The organism is Chitinophagaceae bacterium, assembly GCA_016710165.1.
Lineage (GTDB): Bacteria > Bacteroidota > Bacteroidia > Chitinophagales > Chitinophagaceae > Ferruginibacter.
The window spans coordinates 239439-256003 of the sequence record JADJLJ010000005.1 but is presented as its reverse complement, the minus strand read 5'-3'; the positions used below and the strand labels follow the sequence as shown (position 1 = coordinate 256003).

11 protein-coding genes are annotated in these 16565 nt (G+C 45.0%); 6 read left to right on the top strand and 5 right to left on the bottom strand.

Annotated features, from left to right (window positions below; genetic code table 11):
- Nucleotides 1–264 precede the first annotated feature (264 nt).
- Together IPJ02_17205 and IPJ02_17200 are read right to left on the bottom strand one after the other, a co-directional pair.
- Nucleotides 265–3396 (bottom strand): PD40 domain-containing protein, encoded by a 3132-nt coding sequence (locus tag IPJ02_17205; GenBank protein MBK7377214.1) that lies wholly within the window; start codon nucleotides 3394–3396, stop codon nucleotides 265–267.
- A gap of 54 nt (nucleotides 3397–3450) precedes the next feature.
- Nucleotides 3451–4131 carry a DUF4197 domain-containing protein gene (locus IPJ02_17200; GenBank protein MBK7377213.1) on the bottom strand — a complete coding sequence of 227 codons (681 nt, stop codon included), beginning with the start codon at nucleotides 4129–4131 and terminating at the stop codon, nucleotides 3451–3453.
- Nucleotides 4132–4354: 223 nt separating this feature from the next.
- Between IPJ02_17200 and IPJ02_17195 the strand changes: the two genes are divergently transcribed.
- The 4 genes from IPJ02_17195 (at nucleotide 4355) to IPJ02_17180 (ending at nucleotide 8857) form a co-directional block, all read left to right on the top strand.
- Nucleotides 4355–6517, top strand: a complete 2163-nt coding sequence (locus tag IPJ02_17195; protein MBK7377212.1) for a S46 family peptidase — start codon at nucleotides 4355–4357, stop codon at nucleotides 6515–6517.
- Nucleotides 6518–6839: 322 nt separating this feature from the next.
- Nucleotides 6840–7967: a saccharopine dehydrogenase NADP-binding domain-containing protein gene (locus tag IPJ02_17190; GenBank protein ID MBK7377211.1), complete on the top strand. Its 1128-nt coding sequence runs from the start codon at nucleotides 6840–6842 to the stop codon at nucleotides 7965–7967.
- Between the two features lie 83 nt (nucleotides 7968–8050).
- On the top strand, nucleotides 8051–8452 hold the full coding sequence (locus IPJ02_17185; protein ID MBK7377210.1) for a glutaminyl-peptide cyclotransferase: 402 nt from the start codon (nucleotides 8051–8053) through the stop codon (nucleotides 8450–8452).
- 45 nt (nucleotides 8453–8497) lie between these two features.
- Nucleotides 8498–8857: a glutaminyl-peptide cyclotransferase gene (locus IPJ02_17180; protein ID MBK7377209.1), complete on the top strand. Its 360-nt coding sequence runs from the start codon at nucleotides 8498–8500 to the stop codon at nucleotides 8855–8857.
- Between the two features lie 156 nt (nucleotides 8858–9013).
- On the opposite strand, the gene IPJ02_17175 is transcribed toward IPJ02_17180, so the two are convergent.
- From IPJ02_17175 to IPJ02_17165, 3 genes are read right to left on the bottom strand one after another with little or no spacing between them, the layout of a single operon-like run.
- Nucleotides 9014–9763: a response regulator transcription factor gene (locus IPJ02_17175; GenBank protein ID MBK7377208.1), complete on the bottom strand. Its 750-nt coding sequence runs from the start codon at nucleotides 9761–9763 to the stop codon at nucleotides 9014–9016.
- Entirely contained in the window at nucleotides 9756–11864 is a 2109-nt protein-coding gene (locus IPJ02_17170; GenBank protein MBK7377207.1) for a histidine kinase, read from the bottom strand. Before IPJ02_17170 ends, IPJ02_17175 begins: the two co-directional genes overlap by 8 nt.
- Complete coding sequence (locus IPJ02_17165) at nucleotides 11779–12813, bottom strand: hypothetical protein (protein MBK7377206.1); 1035 nt, start codon at nucleotides 12811–12813, stop codon at nucleotides 11779–11781. The genes IPJ02_17170 and IPJ02_17165 overlap by 86 nt, the downstream gene beginning before the upstream one ends.
- 124 nt (nucleotides 12814–12937) lie before the next feature.
- Between IPJ02_17165 and IPJ02_17160 the strand changes: the two genes are divergently transcribed.
- Both IPJ02_17160 and IPJ02_17155 read left to right on the top strand, forming a co-directional pair.
- Nucleotides 12938–13246 (top strand): YqcC family protein, encoded by a 309-nt coding sequence (locus tag IPJ02_17160; GenBank protein ID MBK7377205.1) that lies wholly within the window; start codon nucleotides 12938–12940, stop codon nucleotides 13244–13246.
- A gap of 89 nt (nucleotides 13247–13335) precedes the next feature.
- Nucleotides 13336–16563: a tail fiber domain-containing protein gene (locus IPJ02_17155; GenBank protein MBK7377204.1), complete on the top strand. Its 3228-nt coding sequence runs from the start codon at nucleotides 13336–13338 to the stop codon at nucleotides 16561–16563.
- Nucleotides 16564–16565 lie beyond the last annotated feature (2 nt).

Genomic DNA, 16565 nt, shown 5'->3' with positions numbered 1-16565 from the left:
AGCAAGCAATCGTTAAAAAAGTCACTCCGTTTCTACGGAGTGGCAATTTTTATGCTGCAATGATAGGTAATAATTTGATAACAAAACACAAGTTGGTTATTTTTTTCTCACCTGTTCCTAATTCAATTGAACCACATAGAACCTTTTGAATATTGAACAAGGAACAAGGAATGAAGAATATTGATCGGAGCCATTCACTTCGTAATTCAATATTCCTTGTTCCTTGTTCAATATTGTTCCTTGTTCCTTGTTCCTTGTTCATTATTATTTCCTCCCCAGCATCCTCAGAATCTCCTCCACCGCCCTGTCAACCTGCGGGTCTCTTCCGCTGAGTTTATCCTCAAATGTATTGATCACTTTTATATCGGGCTGAACCCCGCTCATCTCCAGGTCTTTTCCTTCCGGGGTATAACATCCCCAGCCGGGCATACGCACCGAAGAACCGTCCACCAGCGAAACGCCACTGGTGAAAATGATCCAGCGATAGGTCTCGTTGCCCACGATCTTACCCAGCTTCAATGCCTTGAAGCCCTGCGAGGTCATTTCTGCATCGCTCAGCGACTGTTCGTTGGTTAGCAAAATGATGGGCTTATCGGCGGGCGAAAAATTAGATTGCGGCGCCAGTTTCCCCTCCCGGTATTTCCATTGCAGGTAAGAACGCTGGCTCAGGAATTTGAGCACTTCATCATGCACGTTGCCCCCGGTATTGTACCGCAGGTCCAAGATGAGCGCATCCTTCTTATTCAGTTCCTGTGTCATGTCGATGATGAACTGGTCCAGTTCACCCTGCCCCATATTCTTCATATAACCATAAGCGATCCGTCCCTTGCTCTTTTCATCTACCCGCTTTTGATTATTGTCGATCCATTCATCGTACAGGTTCGTGAACAAGGTTGCCTGCGGATGTATCTTCACCTTTATGATCTGCCCGTTCCTGCTGAAGCTGAGACCAAGTTCCCGGTCAAGTGATGGCTGCGTAAAATAATAACTGCGGTCCCTTTTACTGTCCACGGCCTCTTCATTCACTTTAACCAGTACATCACCGGGCCTGATATCAATTGCTTTCTTATCGGCAGCAGAACGCTTCACCACGTATTTCACTTTGTAAGGATCATTGTCCTCAAACAGGATACCGGTTTCCATGGTACGGTTGCTGAGGGTAATGTTCTCGTCATCGCCAAAAGTGCCAAAGCCCTGGTGAGAAGAATTGAGTTCACCCAGCATGTCGTTCAGCATCACCCGCAGGTCGGCCCGGTTATTCAGGTAAGGCAGGAACTGTTTGTAATATTCCCGGGTCCTGCCCCAGTTAAGGCCATGAAAATGCTCATCGTAATAATTCTCTTCTATCTGTGCCCAGGCTTCGTCAAACATCTGGGTGAATTCGGCAGACAGGTTCCGGCGGAACGTGAAGCTGATGTTGATGGGGTCGGCTTTATTACCGTCGAGGTTCAGTTTATTTATATTTCCGTTGAACAGCGCAAAGAATTTATCACTCACTTCCACCACTTCAAAACTGAAACTGTTATCGGTGCCTGCTATCTTTTCTGTTTTATTCTGTTCAAACGGTTCGATCACCGTTTTCCAGAGTGCATTTCTTGCTTCCCCATGGTTGCTGGTGTAAAGCACCGTGGTCTTCTCCCCTTTTTGATAGACCCACTGCAGGAACTGGGCCCCCAGGGAAGGACTCAGTTGCTCCATCCGTTCAAGAAGCAGGTCGGAGTCGATCACCAGCGCCTTCGGATCAGGAGATGCCTTCTTTGCAGTATCCTTTTTATCGTCCTTAAAAAGCTCGTTGTATTTATCGGAACGGTAAGGCTCATCTATTTTCTCCAGTGGCAACCGGTAAACCCGGGCATTGGCCATGCCAAACGGGTAAGATGGTCTCAAACGCTGGGAGGTAAAGTAGATATACTTTCCATCGGGCGACCATATTGGCCCTGCTTCGGTGATCCCCGTGTTGGTAAGGTTTGTTGTTTTGTTCTCTTTGATGTTATGCACAAAAATGTCCTGCTCAAAATTCCGGTAAGCCGTGAAAAGCACATACTCATCATTGGGTGAAAAGCCGGGGTCGCTGTTCTGAAATCCCCATATCTCGTCCTTCACAATGGTCCTGCTTTCCATTGTTTTGGTATCCAGCAGTTTTACTTCATCGCGGCCGCTGAGGTAAACAGCCTTGCTGCGGTTCCTGTTCATCACAATGGCACGGTTGTTCTTTTTATCGGCGGTAAGTTGTTTGGGTGCAGCGCTGCTGTCGGCCCTTATGCTGTACCAGTTGGTATATCCATTCAGTGTCTGGTTGAATAACAACGTGCGGTTGTCGCTGAGCCATTTCACTTCCCGCACCCGTTCGGCGCTTCCGCGGTTTATTTCCTGTACGAATTTCCCTTCCACGTCGCTTACAAACAGTTCACCACGGGAAACAAAGACCAGCTTCTTCCCGTCGGGAGAGACATCAAATGCCGAGATGTTTCCCTTTACATCAAAATCCTTTTCCTTGGGCAGGGTATTATTGCGTATGATGGCGATATCCAGCCTGCTTTCTTTACCGGACCGTACATCATACAGCCAGAGCTGGTAATCCCTTTCAAAAACAACCTTGCCGCCGTTGGCATTAACCTGCGGGGTCTTGATGGAAGAAGGGAATCTTGTCAACCCTTTTTTCTTTCCGTTATCCAGTGTATACAGGTTGTATTCGCCATTGGCTTCATCGGAGATGAAATAAACATTGCCGTTCCGGTCGATCGTTGCAGCAAAATCCTTTCCTTCCCAGTCGGTATATTTTTTATGCTGTTTTGTTTTGGGATCATACGATTGTATGTCGGGGTTGAATGGTCCCTTGTATCTTTTACGATGCACCTGGTTATTGCTTTCCCAGGTATCGTTGAAGAATATTTCCCCGGAAGCCGGGTGTTCAACCAAATTATGATCGAACTGGAAGAAATAATTACCGAATACCCTTACCGGCGTGCCGCCCTCTGCACTTACTTTAAAACCGGCGATCTGCCCCATACGGCCGCTGTTGAAGTAAATGTATTTTGAATCCCATGTCCAGCTGGTAACCTCATCCCCGCTGCTGTGGAAAGTGATCTGCCTGATCTCTCCGCCATTTGCCGGTATCACAAACACATCCGGATTTCCATACTGCCTGCCGGTAAAAGCGATCCATTTCCCATCCGGTGAAACCCGTGGACTTGTCTCATACCCCTGCATGGCCGTTAACCTGGTGGCCTGGCCGTTATTTACATTTGCCCTCCACAGGTCTCCTTCAAAGCTGAAGATGACGGTCTGTCCATCAGGCGTTAAACAGGGGTTCGACAGGAAATAGGCTGTGCCATCCTGTGCAGTTATTGATAAAGAAATAATTGAAAAAAGAAGGGATATAAAAAGCGCTTTCATTGCAGATGATTTAGGTGGTGAATATACACCGATACCTAATTACTGCAATGCCGTTTACTGTGCAGCGGGGTCTTTCCGTATCTTTTGTTCCTGCAGGCTGATATTGTAAAACAATCCGCTCAATGCCCTTTCGGTAACGTAGGCAGTAAGGTCGGTGTTCACCTGGTCTTTTGAAAAACGGTTGTAGTTGGTGAAAACATCTTTCCAGTATTTGGTGGCGTCCATTTTCACCAGCGAGGCTTCGATCACCGGCCGGAACTTTTCGGTGAGTTGCCTGGTGGTTACTGATTTCAGGTAATCGGTGGCGGCAAAATCACCGCCCCGCAGAATTTTAACTCCATCGGTGATGCTCATTCCCTTAATGGCATCCCAGAATATATTCCCTACCCCGCTGGCTGCATCTTCCGCTGCCCGGTTCATGGAGAGAATGGCTTTATCCACCACGCTGCCCATGCCAAAGTTGCGAAGGGTCCGCTCCACTTTCTTTGCTTCTTCGGGCATCAATATCTTAATGGCGGCATCGCCGAAAAATCCATCCAGTTTGCTCAGCTTTTTTGCACTGCTGTCGGTACCAACCCGCAGGGCATCTTTCAACCCACTGATGATATCCTCATTGCTGAGGCTGCTGCCCTGGGTTGATTTGGTCGCCTTATTTAAAATATCTTTAATGATCTGTGCCTGTGTGGTTGAACCGGTAAGAAATACAAGAACGAGATAGAGTAGGATCTTCTTCATAGATAATTTTTGCATTACCCTGCAAAAATAACGCCATGGATGCTAACAAAGGGTTAATTTCCATTTAAGCAGGATCTGAACCACAACTTGTCCCGCCAAAGGCGTGGATAGGCACATAGATAAAGACAAAAACCTTAAGTGTTCTATGTGCCTATGTGGTTCAAAACAAACAGGTACTAAGACAATACCAATTATTGCCTAAATTTGCCCAAACGATCTGAATATGAAAAAATACTTCCTCCTGCTGTTCATTGCCATTTCTTTCCTGGGGAAAACATTTGCCGAAGAAGGCATGTGGCTGCCGCAACTGCTGCAAAGCCTGAATGAAAAGCAGATGAAGAAGATGGGCATGAAGATCAATGCTTCAGACATCTACAACATCAGCAAGGGAAGCCTGAAAGATGCCATTGTAAGTTTTGGCGGCTTCTGCACGGCCGAGGTCATATCGGATAAAGGGCTGTTGCTCACCAATCACCATTGCGGGTTTGATGCCATACAAAATCATTCTTCCATCAAGAACAATTATATCCGGGATGGTTTCTGGGCCTATAACCAGGACCAGGAGTTACGCAACGAAGGATTGTTCGCCACCTTCATCATCCGCATTGATGATGTTACCGCGGCCGTGCTTAAGGATATAAAACCCGGTATGAGTGAGCGGGAAAGGCAAAGTGCGGTCGACAAGAACATTGCTGCATTAAGGCCTTCCATAAAAAAAGAAAGCTACCAGGATCTTTTCATCCGGGCCTTTTTTGAGGGCAATAAATACTTCCTGTTCGTAACGGAGACCTACCGGGATATCCGCCTGGTTGGTGCGCCTCCTTCTTCCATCGGCAATTATGGAAAAGATACCGACAACTGGATGTGGCCGAGGCATACCGGCGACTTCAGCATGTTCCGTATCTATGCGGGCAAAGACAACAAGCCTGCGCCGTACTCACCGGACAATGTTCCCTACAAGCCAAAGCGCTCGCTGAATATTTCCCTGGATGGCGTTAAAGAAGGAGATTTCACCATGGTGTTTGGCTTCCCGGGGCGCACCAATGAATATTTACATTCCAGTGCCATTGAACAGGTGGTGAATGTAAGCGACCCCGCCAAGATCGCCATCCGCACCAAAGCATTGAATGTGATCGATGGATTCATGCGCAAGGATGAAGAGATAAAGATCCAGTATGCGGCTAAATATGCAGGGATCTCCAATGCCTGGAAAAAATGGCAGGGTGAAGTGCTGGGCCTTACAAAGACCAATGCCGTTGCAAAAAGAAAAGAAATGGAAGCGGGTTTTGAAAAGATCGTTCTTCAGAAACCGGAATTCAACCTGCCGTATATGAACCTGCTCTCAAACCTTAAGCAGGCGTATGCGGATATTGAACCCTATGCATATGCAAGGGACTATTACACCGAGATCTACCCCCGGATCGAGATACTGGGTTTTGCCAGCCAGCTGAATGGCCTGGTAAATGCCTTTGAAAAGAACGGGGAGGCAGGTTATGCCACGGCAAAAGAAAAAGCACTTAAGAACCTGGAAGATCTTTTTGGCGAATACAATGCAACGGTTGACGGGAAACTTTTTGAAGCGTTAATGGAGATGTATGTTTCGGGGCAGAAAGAGGTGAATGTATCGCCCCTGTTCAAAGACATGCTGAAACAGAATGAGAACAGTTACAGCATGACAGCAGCAAGCCTGTATGGAACAACAAAACTCAGTTCACTTGCATCAGTGAAAACTTTGCTTGGCGGCAACGCCAAAGATGTTTGCGATGCCATCAAGGCAGACCCTGCCTTCCGGCTCTCCATGGATATGCAGAAAACATACAGCAGCAATGTAAGCACGAAACTGAATGAACTGCAGTCACACATCAACCAGTTGCAGCGTACCTATATGCAGGCGCAGATGGATGTGTTTACCCAAAAAGCATTCTATCCAGATGCCAACAGCACCCTTCGTGTTACCTATGGCAATGTAAAGCCTTACCAGCCGAGGGATGCCGTTAAATTTGATTTTTACAGTTACCTGGATGGCGTGATGGAAAAGTATAAGCCGGGCGATTATGAATTTGACCTGCCGCAGAAATTAATTGACCTGTATAAGAAAAAAGATTTTGGCCGCTATGGCGTAAATGGCCGCCAGCCGGTTTGTTTCATTGCTGCCAATCACACCACCGGCGGTAATTCGGGAAGCCCGGCGCTGGATGCAAACGGGAACCTCATCGGCCTCAACTTTGACCGGGTATGGGAAGGTACCATGAGCGACATCAATTACGACCCTGCCATCTGCCGCAACATCATGGTTGACATCCGTTATGTTCTGTTCATCGTGGATAAATATGCAGAGGCAAAGAATATCATCAGTGAATTGAAGCTGGTGAGTAAGAAGAAGTGAGTGATGAGTCATAAGTAATAAGTCATAAGTCATGAGTAATAAGTCATGAGTAATAAGTTTTAAGCACATTGGTTATACAAGCAACATATGCCCATTTCTACAGGCTCTCTGCCTATGTTTCCATTATGATGAATGGGACGTCGCCACTGTCATGCTGAGCCTGCCTGCCGGCAGGCAAAGAAGCATCCCACTCTTTATGTGAGATTCTTCTCCGCCGGTTGGCGGATCAGAATGACAGATTTCCGTGTACTATTTAATTTTCATTTACAAATCCGGCTTCATGCTTTTTAAGAGAAGCGCATGAGGCATTAAATATATTCTTATGCAAATAGCGATCTTAGGCGCCGGCATGGTTGGCCGTGCCATTGCCATTGACCTGGCAGCAACGTACAGTGTTACTTCTTTCGACATCAGTGAACATTCGCTGCAACTGCTTTCCGCAAAAAATAAAAAGATCAGGACCGTAAAAGCCGACCTGGGAAATTATGCAGATTACGATTCACTGCTGAACGGTTTTGATTACGTGATCTCTGCCGTTCCCGGGTTCATAGGTTACAAAACACTGGAAGCCATCATCCTTGCCGGAAAGAATGTAGTGGACATTTCCTTCTTCCCGGAAAATGCACTGGAGCTTGATCAACTGGCAAAGGAAAATGATGTTACTGCCATTGTTGACTGTGGGGTGGCGCCGGGTATGAGTAACCTGGTACTGGGTTATTATAACGAACGGATGAAGATCACCGATTTTGAATGCATGGTGGGCGGGTTGCCCAGGAAAAGGGTTTATCCGTTTGAATATAAAGCTCCCTTCTCCCCCATTGATGTACTGGAAGAATATACCAGGCCGGCCCGTTATGTGGAAAATGGCCATATTGTAACCAGGCCTGCACTGAGCGATGCGGAACTGATCGACTTTGAAGAAGTGGGTACACTCGAATCGTTTAACACCGATGGGTTGCGTTCTCTTCTATTCACCATGGGGCATATCCCCAACATGAAAGAAAAAACGCTTCGCTATCCCGGGCATATTGACCTGATAAAGGGATTGATCAAAGCCGGATTCCTGAACAACAACCCTGTTTCTGTTAAAGGGCAGCAGGTGTCCCCTATGGAATTCACTTCGGCGCTTTTGTTCGACCAGTGGAAACTGGGTGAGACCGAAGAGGAGTTCACGCTGATGCGGATCAAACTACGTGATGCGGAAAAAACGGTTTGCTATGACCTCTACGATGCGTATGATGCGGTTTCACAAACCTCATCCATGAGCCGTACCACGGGATACACCTGTACGGCCGCATTGAACATGCTGATACAAAATCTATTCAGCGCCAAAGGGGTATTTCCTCCCGAACTGGTTGGCAGGGATGAGGCCTGCTTCCGTTTCATACTAAGCTATTTAAAGGAAAGGAATATCCATTACCGTAAAACGGTGATCCCGCATCACACTTAACCAAATATTTACAATCTTTTACCGGGTTAAAGAGGAAGCAACAGAACAGTTTGCTACTTTTGTCTATATTTTAAAAAGAACCAATGAAGAAATTTTCAGCCCTGGTGGTTTTGATCGCACTGGCATCCTGTACAAACGGCGACAAGGAACCCATAGTAGATGAATCTGTGAAACCCATTCCTACCCCCACGATCAGCTACAGCATCCATTCGCAATATCCCCATGACACAAGCGCCTTTACCCAGGGACTTGAATTTTACAAAGGCAAACTGTATGAAGGCACGGGGGATTTTGAAAATTCTTCCTTACGTATCACCGATCACAAAACAGGTAAAGTAGAAAAGAAACATATGATGGGTTCTCCATCCATATTCGGGGAAGGCATCACCATTTTTAATAACAGGATATACCAGTTAACCTGGCAAAGTCATATTGTGTATATGTACGACATCAATAATATTGATAAACCGGTAAAAACATTCTAATGGCCTTATGAGGGTTGGGGACTTACCAATAACGGCAGGCATCTTATCATAAGTGACGGCACAGCTGTACTTTATTTTGTGAACCCGGATGATTTCCGGTTGCTGAGCACCATCCGGGTAGCAGATAATTCCGGCCCGGTCAACTACCTGAATGAACTGGAATACATTGATGGCTTTGTTTATGCCAATGTTTATGAAACGGATATCATCGTTAAGATCAACCCTGAAAGCGGCCAGGTTGTCGGCAAAATGGATCTGTCTGGCCTGGAAGAGAAATTCTTTCCCAACCAGGTCCCGCCTGACAGGGGATTGGTGCTGAACGGCATTGCATATGACAGCACAGCAAAAAAATTGTTCATTACCGGAAAGCAGTGGCCGAAATTATTTGAGCTGAAGTTGAATTAATGCAAGAGATACATGATCTGGTATCCTACATCCAGTATCTTGTATCTTGTATCCTGCATCCTGCATCCTGCATCCTGCATCCTGTATCCTGTATCCTGCATCCGGCATCCCTTATCGATCATCGAGCTGCATTTTTGATATTACTCATACCATCTGTTAACGATTAAACCACTGCAGAATTTCTGCTTTCCTGCGTCTTGATACCGGAATGAACATCCCGTTACTTAATTCAAGTACTCCTTCCCTGTCAACTTTTATTACCTGCGACCTGTTTACCAGGTAAGATTTATGGACCCGTAAAAACCGGTGCCCGGCAAGAATGTCCTCATATTCCTTCAATGTTTTTGATACAACCTGAATGCGGTTATTGCTGAAATAAAATTTCGTATAATTACTGCTTCCTTCCAGCAAAATAATTTCACCGGTATCGTATAAGAACACCCCTTCACTGGTTGACAATGCCAGTTTAAAATGCTGCAGGTCCTGTTGCTGAAGATTATAGATCAGGTTGTTCACTAGCGGTTGCTGCGAATCGGCCTTTACCGACTGGATCTTAACGATATGCCGGTTGATGGCGTTCTGTAATTCAACAATATCGATCGGTTTCAATAAGTAATCCAGGGCACTGAAGCGGATGGCTTTGATGGCATACTGATCATAGGCTGTGGTGAAAATAACGTCAAAATTCCATTCGCTGGCCCGGTTCATAAAATCAAAACCGTTCATGCCGGGCATTTCAATATCCAGCATTACCAGCGATGGCTGGTACCTGTTCAACATTTCCAGGGCCTCCGCCGGGCTATTGGATATCTCGATCTGTTTTTCCCCCGGAATGTGTTTTTCAATCAACACTTTCAGTATACGCCCCGCAGCCTGTTCATCATCTACAATAAGGATCTTAATCATGGCCGGTATTTTTATTAACTACTGGATCCGTTGACAATTTTATCAGCACTTTGGTTCCACGGGCCATTCCGTCTTCATCGTACAAATCAATTGTTGTTATACTTGCAGAACCGGGTTTTTCCCTGTTCAGTATTTCGATCCGCTGCAATGCAAGCCGGGTGCCTTTTGATTCAAAACTGCCGGAGCCCAGTTTCTGCTCCTTTATCCGGGCAGCTTTTTTCCGGCCTACTCCATTATCTTCTATTATACACGCCAGGACACCGTTACTTTCTGCAAAATGAAGCAATAGTTTTTTTTCTCCTTCCTTACTGATCAAGCCATGCCAGATGGCATTCTCCACAAAAGGCTGCAGTAATAATGGAGGAATAAATATATCTTCTATATCAAGCGCTTCATCCAATTCAATTGAATACGTGAAAGACTGGCTGAAACGAAGCGCTTCTAAAGAAAGGTACAAACGGATAGTTTCCAGTTCACTGTTCAGAGAAATAAAATTTTTCTCCGAGTTATCCAGCACCATTCGTAAAAGTTTGGAAAACCGGGATAAATAATCGTAGGCGGCATCCACTTTTTCTGTAATGATGGTTTCCTGTATGGCATTCAGGCTGTTAAAAATAAAATGAGGATTCATCTGTGCACGGATAGCTTTAGCCTCCAGTTCGGCCAACTGCTGTTTGATCGTTGCTTTTTCTTTAACCGACCGCACTCTTGTTATGAAAACGGCAATAACAACAGCAGCTATCAACGAAATCACAAGAAGCATAAACCACCATGTTTGCCAAAAGGGTCGCCCGATAGTAAACGTATATTGCAGTGGCTGGCTGGTCCATACATTATTATTGTTGCAGGCTTTTAGCTCAAAAGTATAGTTGCCGGGTTGCAAAAAATTAAAATCAACAACGCGGTTATTTGTGTAAGTCCAGTTACTGTCTGATTCCTTTAATCGATAAGCATACCGGATCCTGGAAGGCTCGGTAAGACATATGGCCGTAAAATGAAACTGCAGCGAATTATGATCATAAGACAGGGTTGCCGCTGATTTAGCAGCCAGGTCTTCCTTTGATCCGTTCACTGAAATCCCGTTTATCAGCAGAAAGGGGGGCAGATCATTCCGGGCAATACTGTCAGGATGAAAAGAAATTATCCCCATGGACGTGAGGCCCCAAATGGTTCCATCCTGCTGTTGTTCCAGTTTCAATGTCTGGTAATACGTAGAGAGTAAACCATCCTTTTCATTGAAGCTGATGAGCTGTTCTTCATTGCCCGGATTTATAAGGACCGATAAACTCATGTAATCTCCTGACCAGACATTATCATTTTTATCAACCAGCACAGACAAAGCTATATCCGATGTTAACCCGTTGCGGCTGTCATATTGTTTATACAAAGCCAGTTTATTATTTTCATACCGGCATTGCAACAATCCTTTCCCCTGTGTAGCCACCCAGATATTCCCTTTTTTATCGCCAATGATCTTATTGATGTATAAACTTTTCACCGGCATGTTTTGTATGGAGTCGTCCACCAGTACCTGATTGTTTAGCTTATACAAACCCTGGCTACCATAGAACCAATGCCCGGAGTTTCCTGTCTGAAAACAACCAAATAACTCCGGAAGCCTTGTATATTTTTTCTGAAAAGGATAATGGGCTTTCAGGGGTTCAGCTGCCCGGGGATCTATAACAGTAACGCCGTTTTCCGTACAGGCAAATAATTTCCCCCCGGCTGCTGGATACAGGGCTTCGCAATTATTATCTTTCAGAAAGCCGGTGTTTTTCCAGTTGGTAAGTTTATTGTTTTTAAACCTGCTGATGCCCTGGTATCCGCTGCCGGCCCATATTCCCCCGTCTGTATCTTCATACATACACATCACTTCTGCCAGCGGAAACAAAGCCGGTATTGCTTTATGCGTAACAATATCCTTCTGTTCCTTTGTGAACACGATCCCCCGGTTGCCGCCAAATAACAGATCACCGTTCCTTTTTTCAAGAAACGAAAATGCTTCTTTATGTACCTTATGCTTTAAGGAATACTGTTGAAAAGTTGTTTTCCTGAATTTCAATAACCTTCCCGGTACCCACCCAGATATTTTCTTCTGCATCCATTAAGGCTGTTACTGCATTATTTGTAATACCCCCGAAAGAAACAATGGGCTGAACGATCCCGTCTTTTATGCGCCCCACCCCACTGGTTGTTAACGCAAATACATTTCCCCGGTTTGTAAATACAGTCCTCCCAATAAAATCTTCGGTATGCTCAGAGGTGGTTTTTCCATGTATCATCTGGGTGGGATGACGGTCAAGGCAGTTCCAGAAAATACTGTCGGGTGATGTAGCAGTTACCGACCGGACAAATTGATATGGTTCAGGATTTGTCCAGACCGATTCATAACGACCAGCCCCTGCTGTTATTCTATAAACACCATCATACGTACCTACATAAGTATTCTGCTTGCTGTCTTCAGCAATACCATATACCCGTTTGGTAAAAGAAGCAAAGGGGAAAATATCTATGACCGCCGGATGACTTTTATGAACCTGCTGAACCAACTGCCCGGTTATTTTAAACAATGCGTTCAAATCGCCCACCCATACATTACCCCCTGCATCAGTCAGTAATGCTTCTACAGCCAATATTGCTTTGCTTTGCAGTTCCACTTTTTTTATCCGGTCGCCCTGTACATAAAAAAGGCCTTTATCTCCACCAATCCATATCCCATTAAGACTATCCTGTGTAATGCACAAAATACGGCCGATGGATTCATTGGCAGAACTGTACTGGTAATTGGTAAAACCATATCCATCATACACACTTACACCCAACTCAGTTCCTATCCATAGCTTTCTGTCGCTGCTTTGTGCAAGCGCATACACTTTGGATGACAGCATGCCATCCCGGGTGCCGAATGTTTCCAACCGGTAACGGGGTGATTGTGCAAAACTGTTTACAGACAGTGCAATGGTAAACATCAAAAACGGTATGTAGAGCCGGCGAAGCATTTCCGGGTAAAAATATACATCCTTTTTCCCATTGTTACGCCATTCGCTCATTCCGGCTACCGTTTACTAATTGATTGGCCTGTGCCTGCCATACAATAATTGGTTTGCACCGTTGCCTTCTTAGCTGATTGCTGAACAGAAAGCAAAAAATAGATTTACTGCAGAATTCCCACACATGACAGGAACATTTTTAATAGCCGGAAAAATAAATGAAGTAAGAGCAGAGATGAAGAGGACCGGTTTGTGGAAAATGGAAATACCTGCCTGGGTAAAAGAATTTGAGAAAAGAACCATCACAAACCGGGAGGATTTCAGCGAGTGGCTGCAGTTTGTTTACCTGCCCAACCGGGTCCAGGAAGCAGAAAGCAGGCAGCCCGTAATGGAGAAAATATACATCGTGCCACAGGCGGTAAAATTCTTCGGCAGCGATATTAAAAAGGGGAAGTTGCTGCAATTACTGATCGAATTAGATTCATTATCCTGAAAAAGAAACGAACCGTTAAGCCAGACAAGGGCCTGCTATCCTTTACCGGCCCTGCAGATCTAAGTAACAGAACGCCTAAAAAAATAAACATGAAAACAGTATTTTTTTATTTCCTGCTGGTTGCCTTTTTTTTCGCCCCTGAAAATATGGTAGCACAAAGCTTTGCCATTAACACGGATGGCAGTACGGCCAATGCAAGTGCTTTACTGGACATAAAAAGTACCGATAAGGGCATGCTCGTTCCCCGTATGAGCAAAGCGCAGAGAAATGCCATTGCAACACCTGCCACCGGGTTGCTGGTCTTTCAGAATGCGCCGGACAGCATAGGTTTTTATTATTATAATGGCACGGGCTGGTTATGGTTAACCACTACCAGCCAGCAGGATACGGTTGCCTGGAGAACAAAAGGCAATACCGTGGGTTTTGATAACAGCAGTTTTATTGGTACCATTGATAGTATACCTTTAAATGTCAGGGTGAATAACCAGAGAGCAGGGCGAATTGACCATATACTGTCCAACAGTTTTTGGGGCTACCAGGCCGGAAATGCAAATACAACCGGCAATCAAAACACTGCCACCGGAAGAAACGGTCTTTATGCAAATACCACCGGATTCTGGAATACAGCCAATGGCATGAACTCACTTTTGAATAATACTACAGGAAATTATAATGCAGCTTTGGGGGCGTATTCGCTTAGTAATAATGTAACAGGTACCAGCAATGCAGGTTTTGGAACAAATACACTTGCTTACAATGTAGCAGGCAGTAATGCAACGGCTATTGGGATCAATGCCATGTATTATGCCAATAACACCACGGTTCCTTTTACCAATAACAATGTGGCAATTGGTTATGAAGCATTAAGGGGTTCTGCAACACCTGCTGCCAATACGGGTACTGCCAATACTGCGATTGGCTATCAAACACTATTAAACAACACAACAGGCAATCATAATTCAGCGACCGGAATTTTCGGACTCTATTCTAATACTACAGGTCTCTGGAATACTACCAACGGAATGTATTCTATGTACGCCAATACAACCGGAAATTACAATGCTGCTTTGGGGGCTTATGCACTTAACAATAATACTACCGGAACCAGCAATGCCGGTTTTGGAACAAATGCACTTATATCCAATGTAGCCGGCAGTAACGGCACTGCTATTGGCACCAATGCGATGTATTTTGCCAATAACACAGCTACCCCTTTTACCAATACCAATGTAGCGATTGGTTTTGAAGCGCTGAGAGGTTCAGTCACAGCATCTGCCAATACAGGTTATAGTAATACGGTTCTAGGTTATCAAACAATGCTTAATAACACATCCGGTTATTCTAATATCGCCATTGGAAATAAGGCACTTTACAACAACAGCACCGGCTACTTTAATACCGCTGCTGGTGATTCTGCTCTTTTTACCAATACAACCGGAATGTGGAATACTGCTACCGGGAGAATGGCACTGGTTTCAAATTTGGATGGCATTGCCAATACTGCTACCGGCATGCAGGCACTCTTTTACAACACAACCGGGTCCTGGAACACCGCAAGCGGGTGGAATTCTCTGTTTAACAATACAACAGGAAGCCGCAATACGGCCAGCGGCATGAACTCCCTGTTCGCCAACACAACGGGTGGGTATAATACAGCCAGCGGAGAACAAGCTCTTTATTCAAATGTAGCCGGTAACAATGCAACGGCTATCGGGTATAATGCCATGCGAAATGCCAACAATTCAGCCACCTCATTTACCAATAACAATGTTGCCGTGGGTTTTGAAGCACTCAGGGGTTCAGCTACACCTGCAACAAATACGGGCAATTACAATACAGCACTGGGTTATCAAACATTACTTAACAATACATCCGGGAGCTACAATACAGCAAATGGAAGCAACTCCCTTAAAAATAATACAACTGGGGAATATAATGTAGCCAACGGAATGAACTCTCTTATTAATAATACCACAGGAAGCAGCAATACTGCCAGTGGCAGCATCACCCTATTCAATAACAGCACAGGTTTCGGCAATACGGCCAGCGGATACTTCGCCCTTTTTAGTAATACAACTGGAAACTATAATGTGGCCAACGGATTGCAATCACTTTTAAACAATACAACGGGTGAATTCAATACTGCCTGTGGATCAACCTCCCTTGAGTTTAATACTACTGGAAACTACAATACAGCAAGTGGATTCAGCTCCCTTGAGTCGAATACCACAGGAGTCAACAATACAGCTACCGGAAGGAACTCCCTTGCTGATAATACAACAGGTGGCCACAATACAGCCGTTGGGGTACAGGCACTTTTTACAAATGTAGCCGGGAGCTATGCTACTGCTATTGGGGTAAATGCCATGCGAAATGCCAACAACACAATCACTGCATTTACCAATACCAATGTGGCGGTTGGTTTTGAAGCGTTGAGAGGTTCATCCACTGCTTCTGCAAATACCGGCAATGATAATACGGCAATTGGTTATCAAACATTAATGAACAATACTACCGGTAACAGAAACATTTCATTTGGCTATGCATCGCTATCCAGTAATTTAACCGGGAATGATAACGCTGCACTAGGTTATAATGCTTTAGCTGTTGCAACAGGTTCTCAAAACACAGCGCTTGGCAGCTTTTCTATGGAGTCCACAACAACCGGGCAATACAACACTGCCATGGGATTTCAAAGCATGCTGAGTAATACCACCGGCTCTTATAATACTTCCATTGGCAGGCAATCCCTTGCTACCACAACCGTTGGCAATTTTAATACCGCCGTAGGATACAGCGCGGGAAATGGTTTCAACAACGGAAGCAACAATACATTTATTGGATACAATGCGGATGCCAGTGCCGCATCCTTTACCAATGCAATGGCTGTTGGCAATGGCGCTGTAGTAACGGCAAGTAACCGTGTAAGGATCGGCAACACGGCTGTTACACAAATTGGGGGTGAAGTAGGCTGGAGTACCTTAAGTGATGGCCGGTTTAAAACAAATATCCAACCCTCTTCCCTTGGTTTAAATTTTATCCTGAGGTTAAACCCGGTTACCTATAATTTAACAGATAAAGGACAGGAAGGAAATACCTATACAGGCTTAGTTGCCCAGGACGTTGAAAAGATCCTGCAGGAATATAATGCCGGTTTCAATGCCGTAACAAAACCGGAAAATGAAACGGACAGGTATGCTATCCGGTATGCCGAGTTTGTGATGCCCTTGATAAATGCCGTAAAAGAACAGCAGAAACAGATCGATGAATTAAAAGCACTGATAAATAAAATGAAACCCAATGCTCTTTTGAAATAAAG

Bases quoted from the DNA above. Each gene is read 5' to 3' on its own strand.
- IPJ02_17155 (MBK7377204.1), top strand. From the start codon at position 13,336: ATGAAAACAGTATTTTTTTATTTCCTGCTGGTTGCCTTTTTTTTCGCC.
- IPJ02_17200 (MBK7377213.1), bottom strand. From the start codon at position 4,131: ATGAAGAAGATCCTACTCTATCTCGTTCTTGTATTTCTTACCGGTTCA.
- IPJ02_17185 (MBK7377210.1), top strand. From the start codon at position 8,051: ATGAAGAAATTTTCAGCCCTGGTGGTTTTGATCGCACTGGCATCCTGT.
- IPJ02_17165 (MBK7377206.1), bottom strand. From the start codon at position 12,813: ATGAGCGAATGGCGTAACAATGGGAAAAAGGATGTATATTTTTACCCG.
- IPJ02_17205 (MBK7377214.1), bottom strand. From the start codon at position 3,396: ATGAAAGCGCTTTTTATATCCCTTCTTTTTTCAATTATTTCTTTATCA.
- IPJ02_17190 (MBK7377211.1), top strand. From the start codon at position 6,840: ATGCAAATAGCGATCTTAGGCGCCGGCATGGTTGGCCGTGCCATTGCC.
- IPJ02_17170 (MBK7377207.1), bottom strand. From the start codon at position 11,864: ATGCAGAAGAAAATATCTGGGTGGGTACCGGGAAGGTTATTGAAATTC.
- IPJ02_17160 (MBK7377205.1), top strand. From the start codon at position 12,938: ATGACAGGAACATTTTTAATAGCCGGAAAAATAAATGAAGTAAGAGCA.
- IPJ02_17195 (MBK7377212.1), top strand. From the start codon at position 4,355: ATGAAAAAATACTTCCTCCTGCTGTTCATTGCCATTTCTTTCCTGGGG.
- IPJ02_17175 (MBK7377208.1), bottom strand. From the start codon at position 9,763: ATGATTAAGATCCTTATTGTAGATGATGAACAGGCTGCGGGGCGTATA.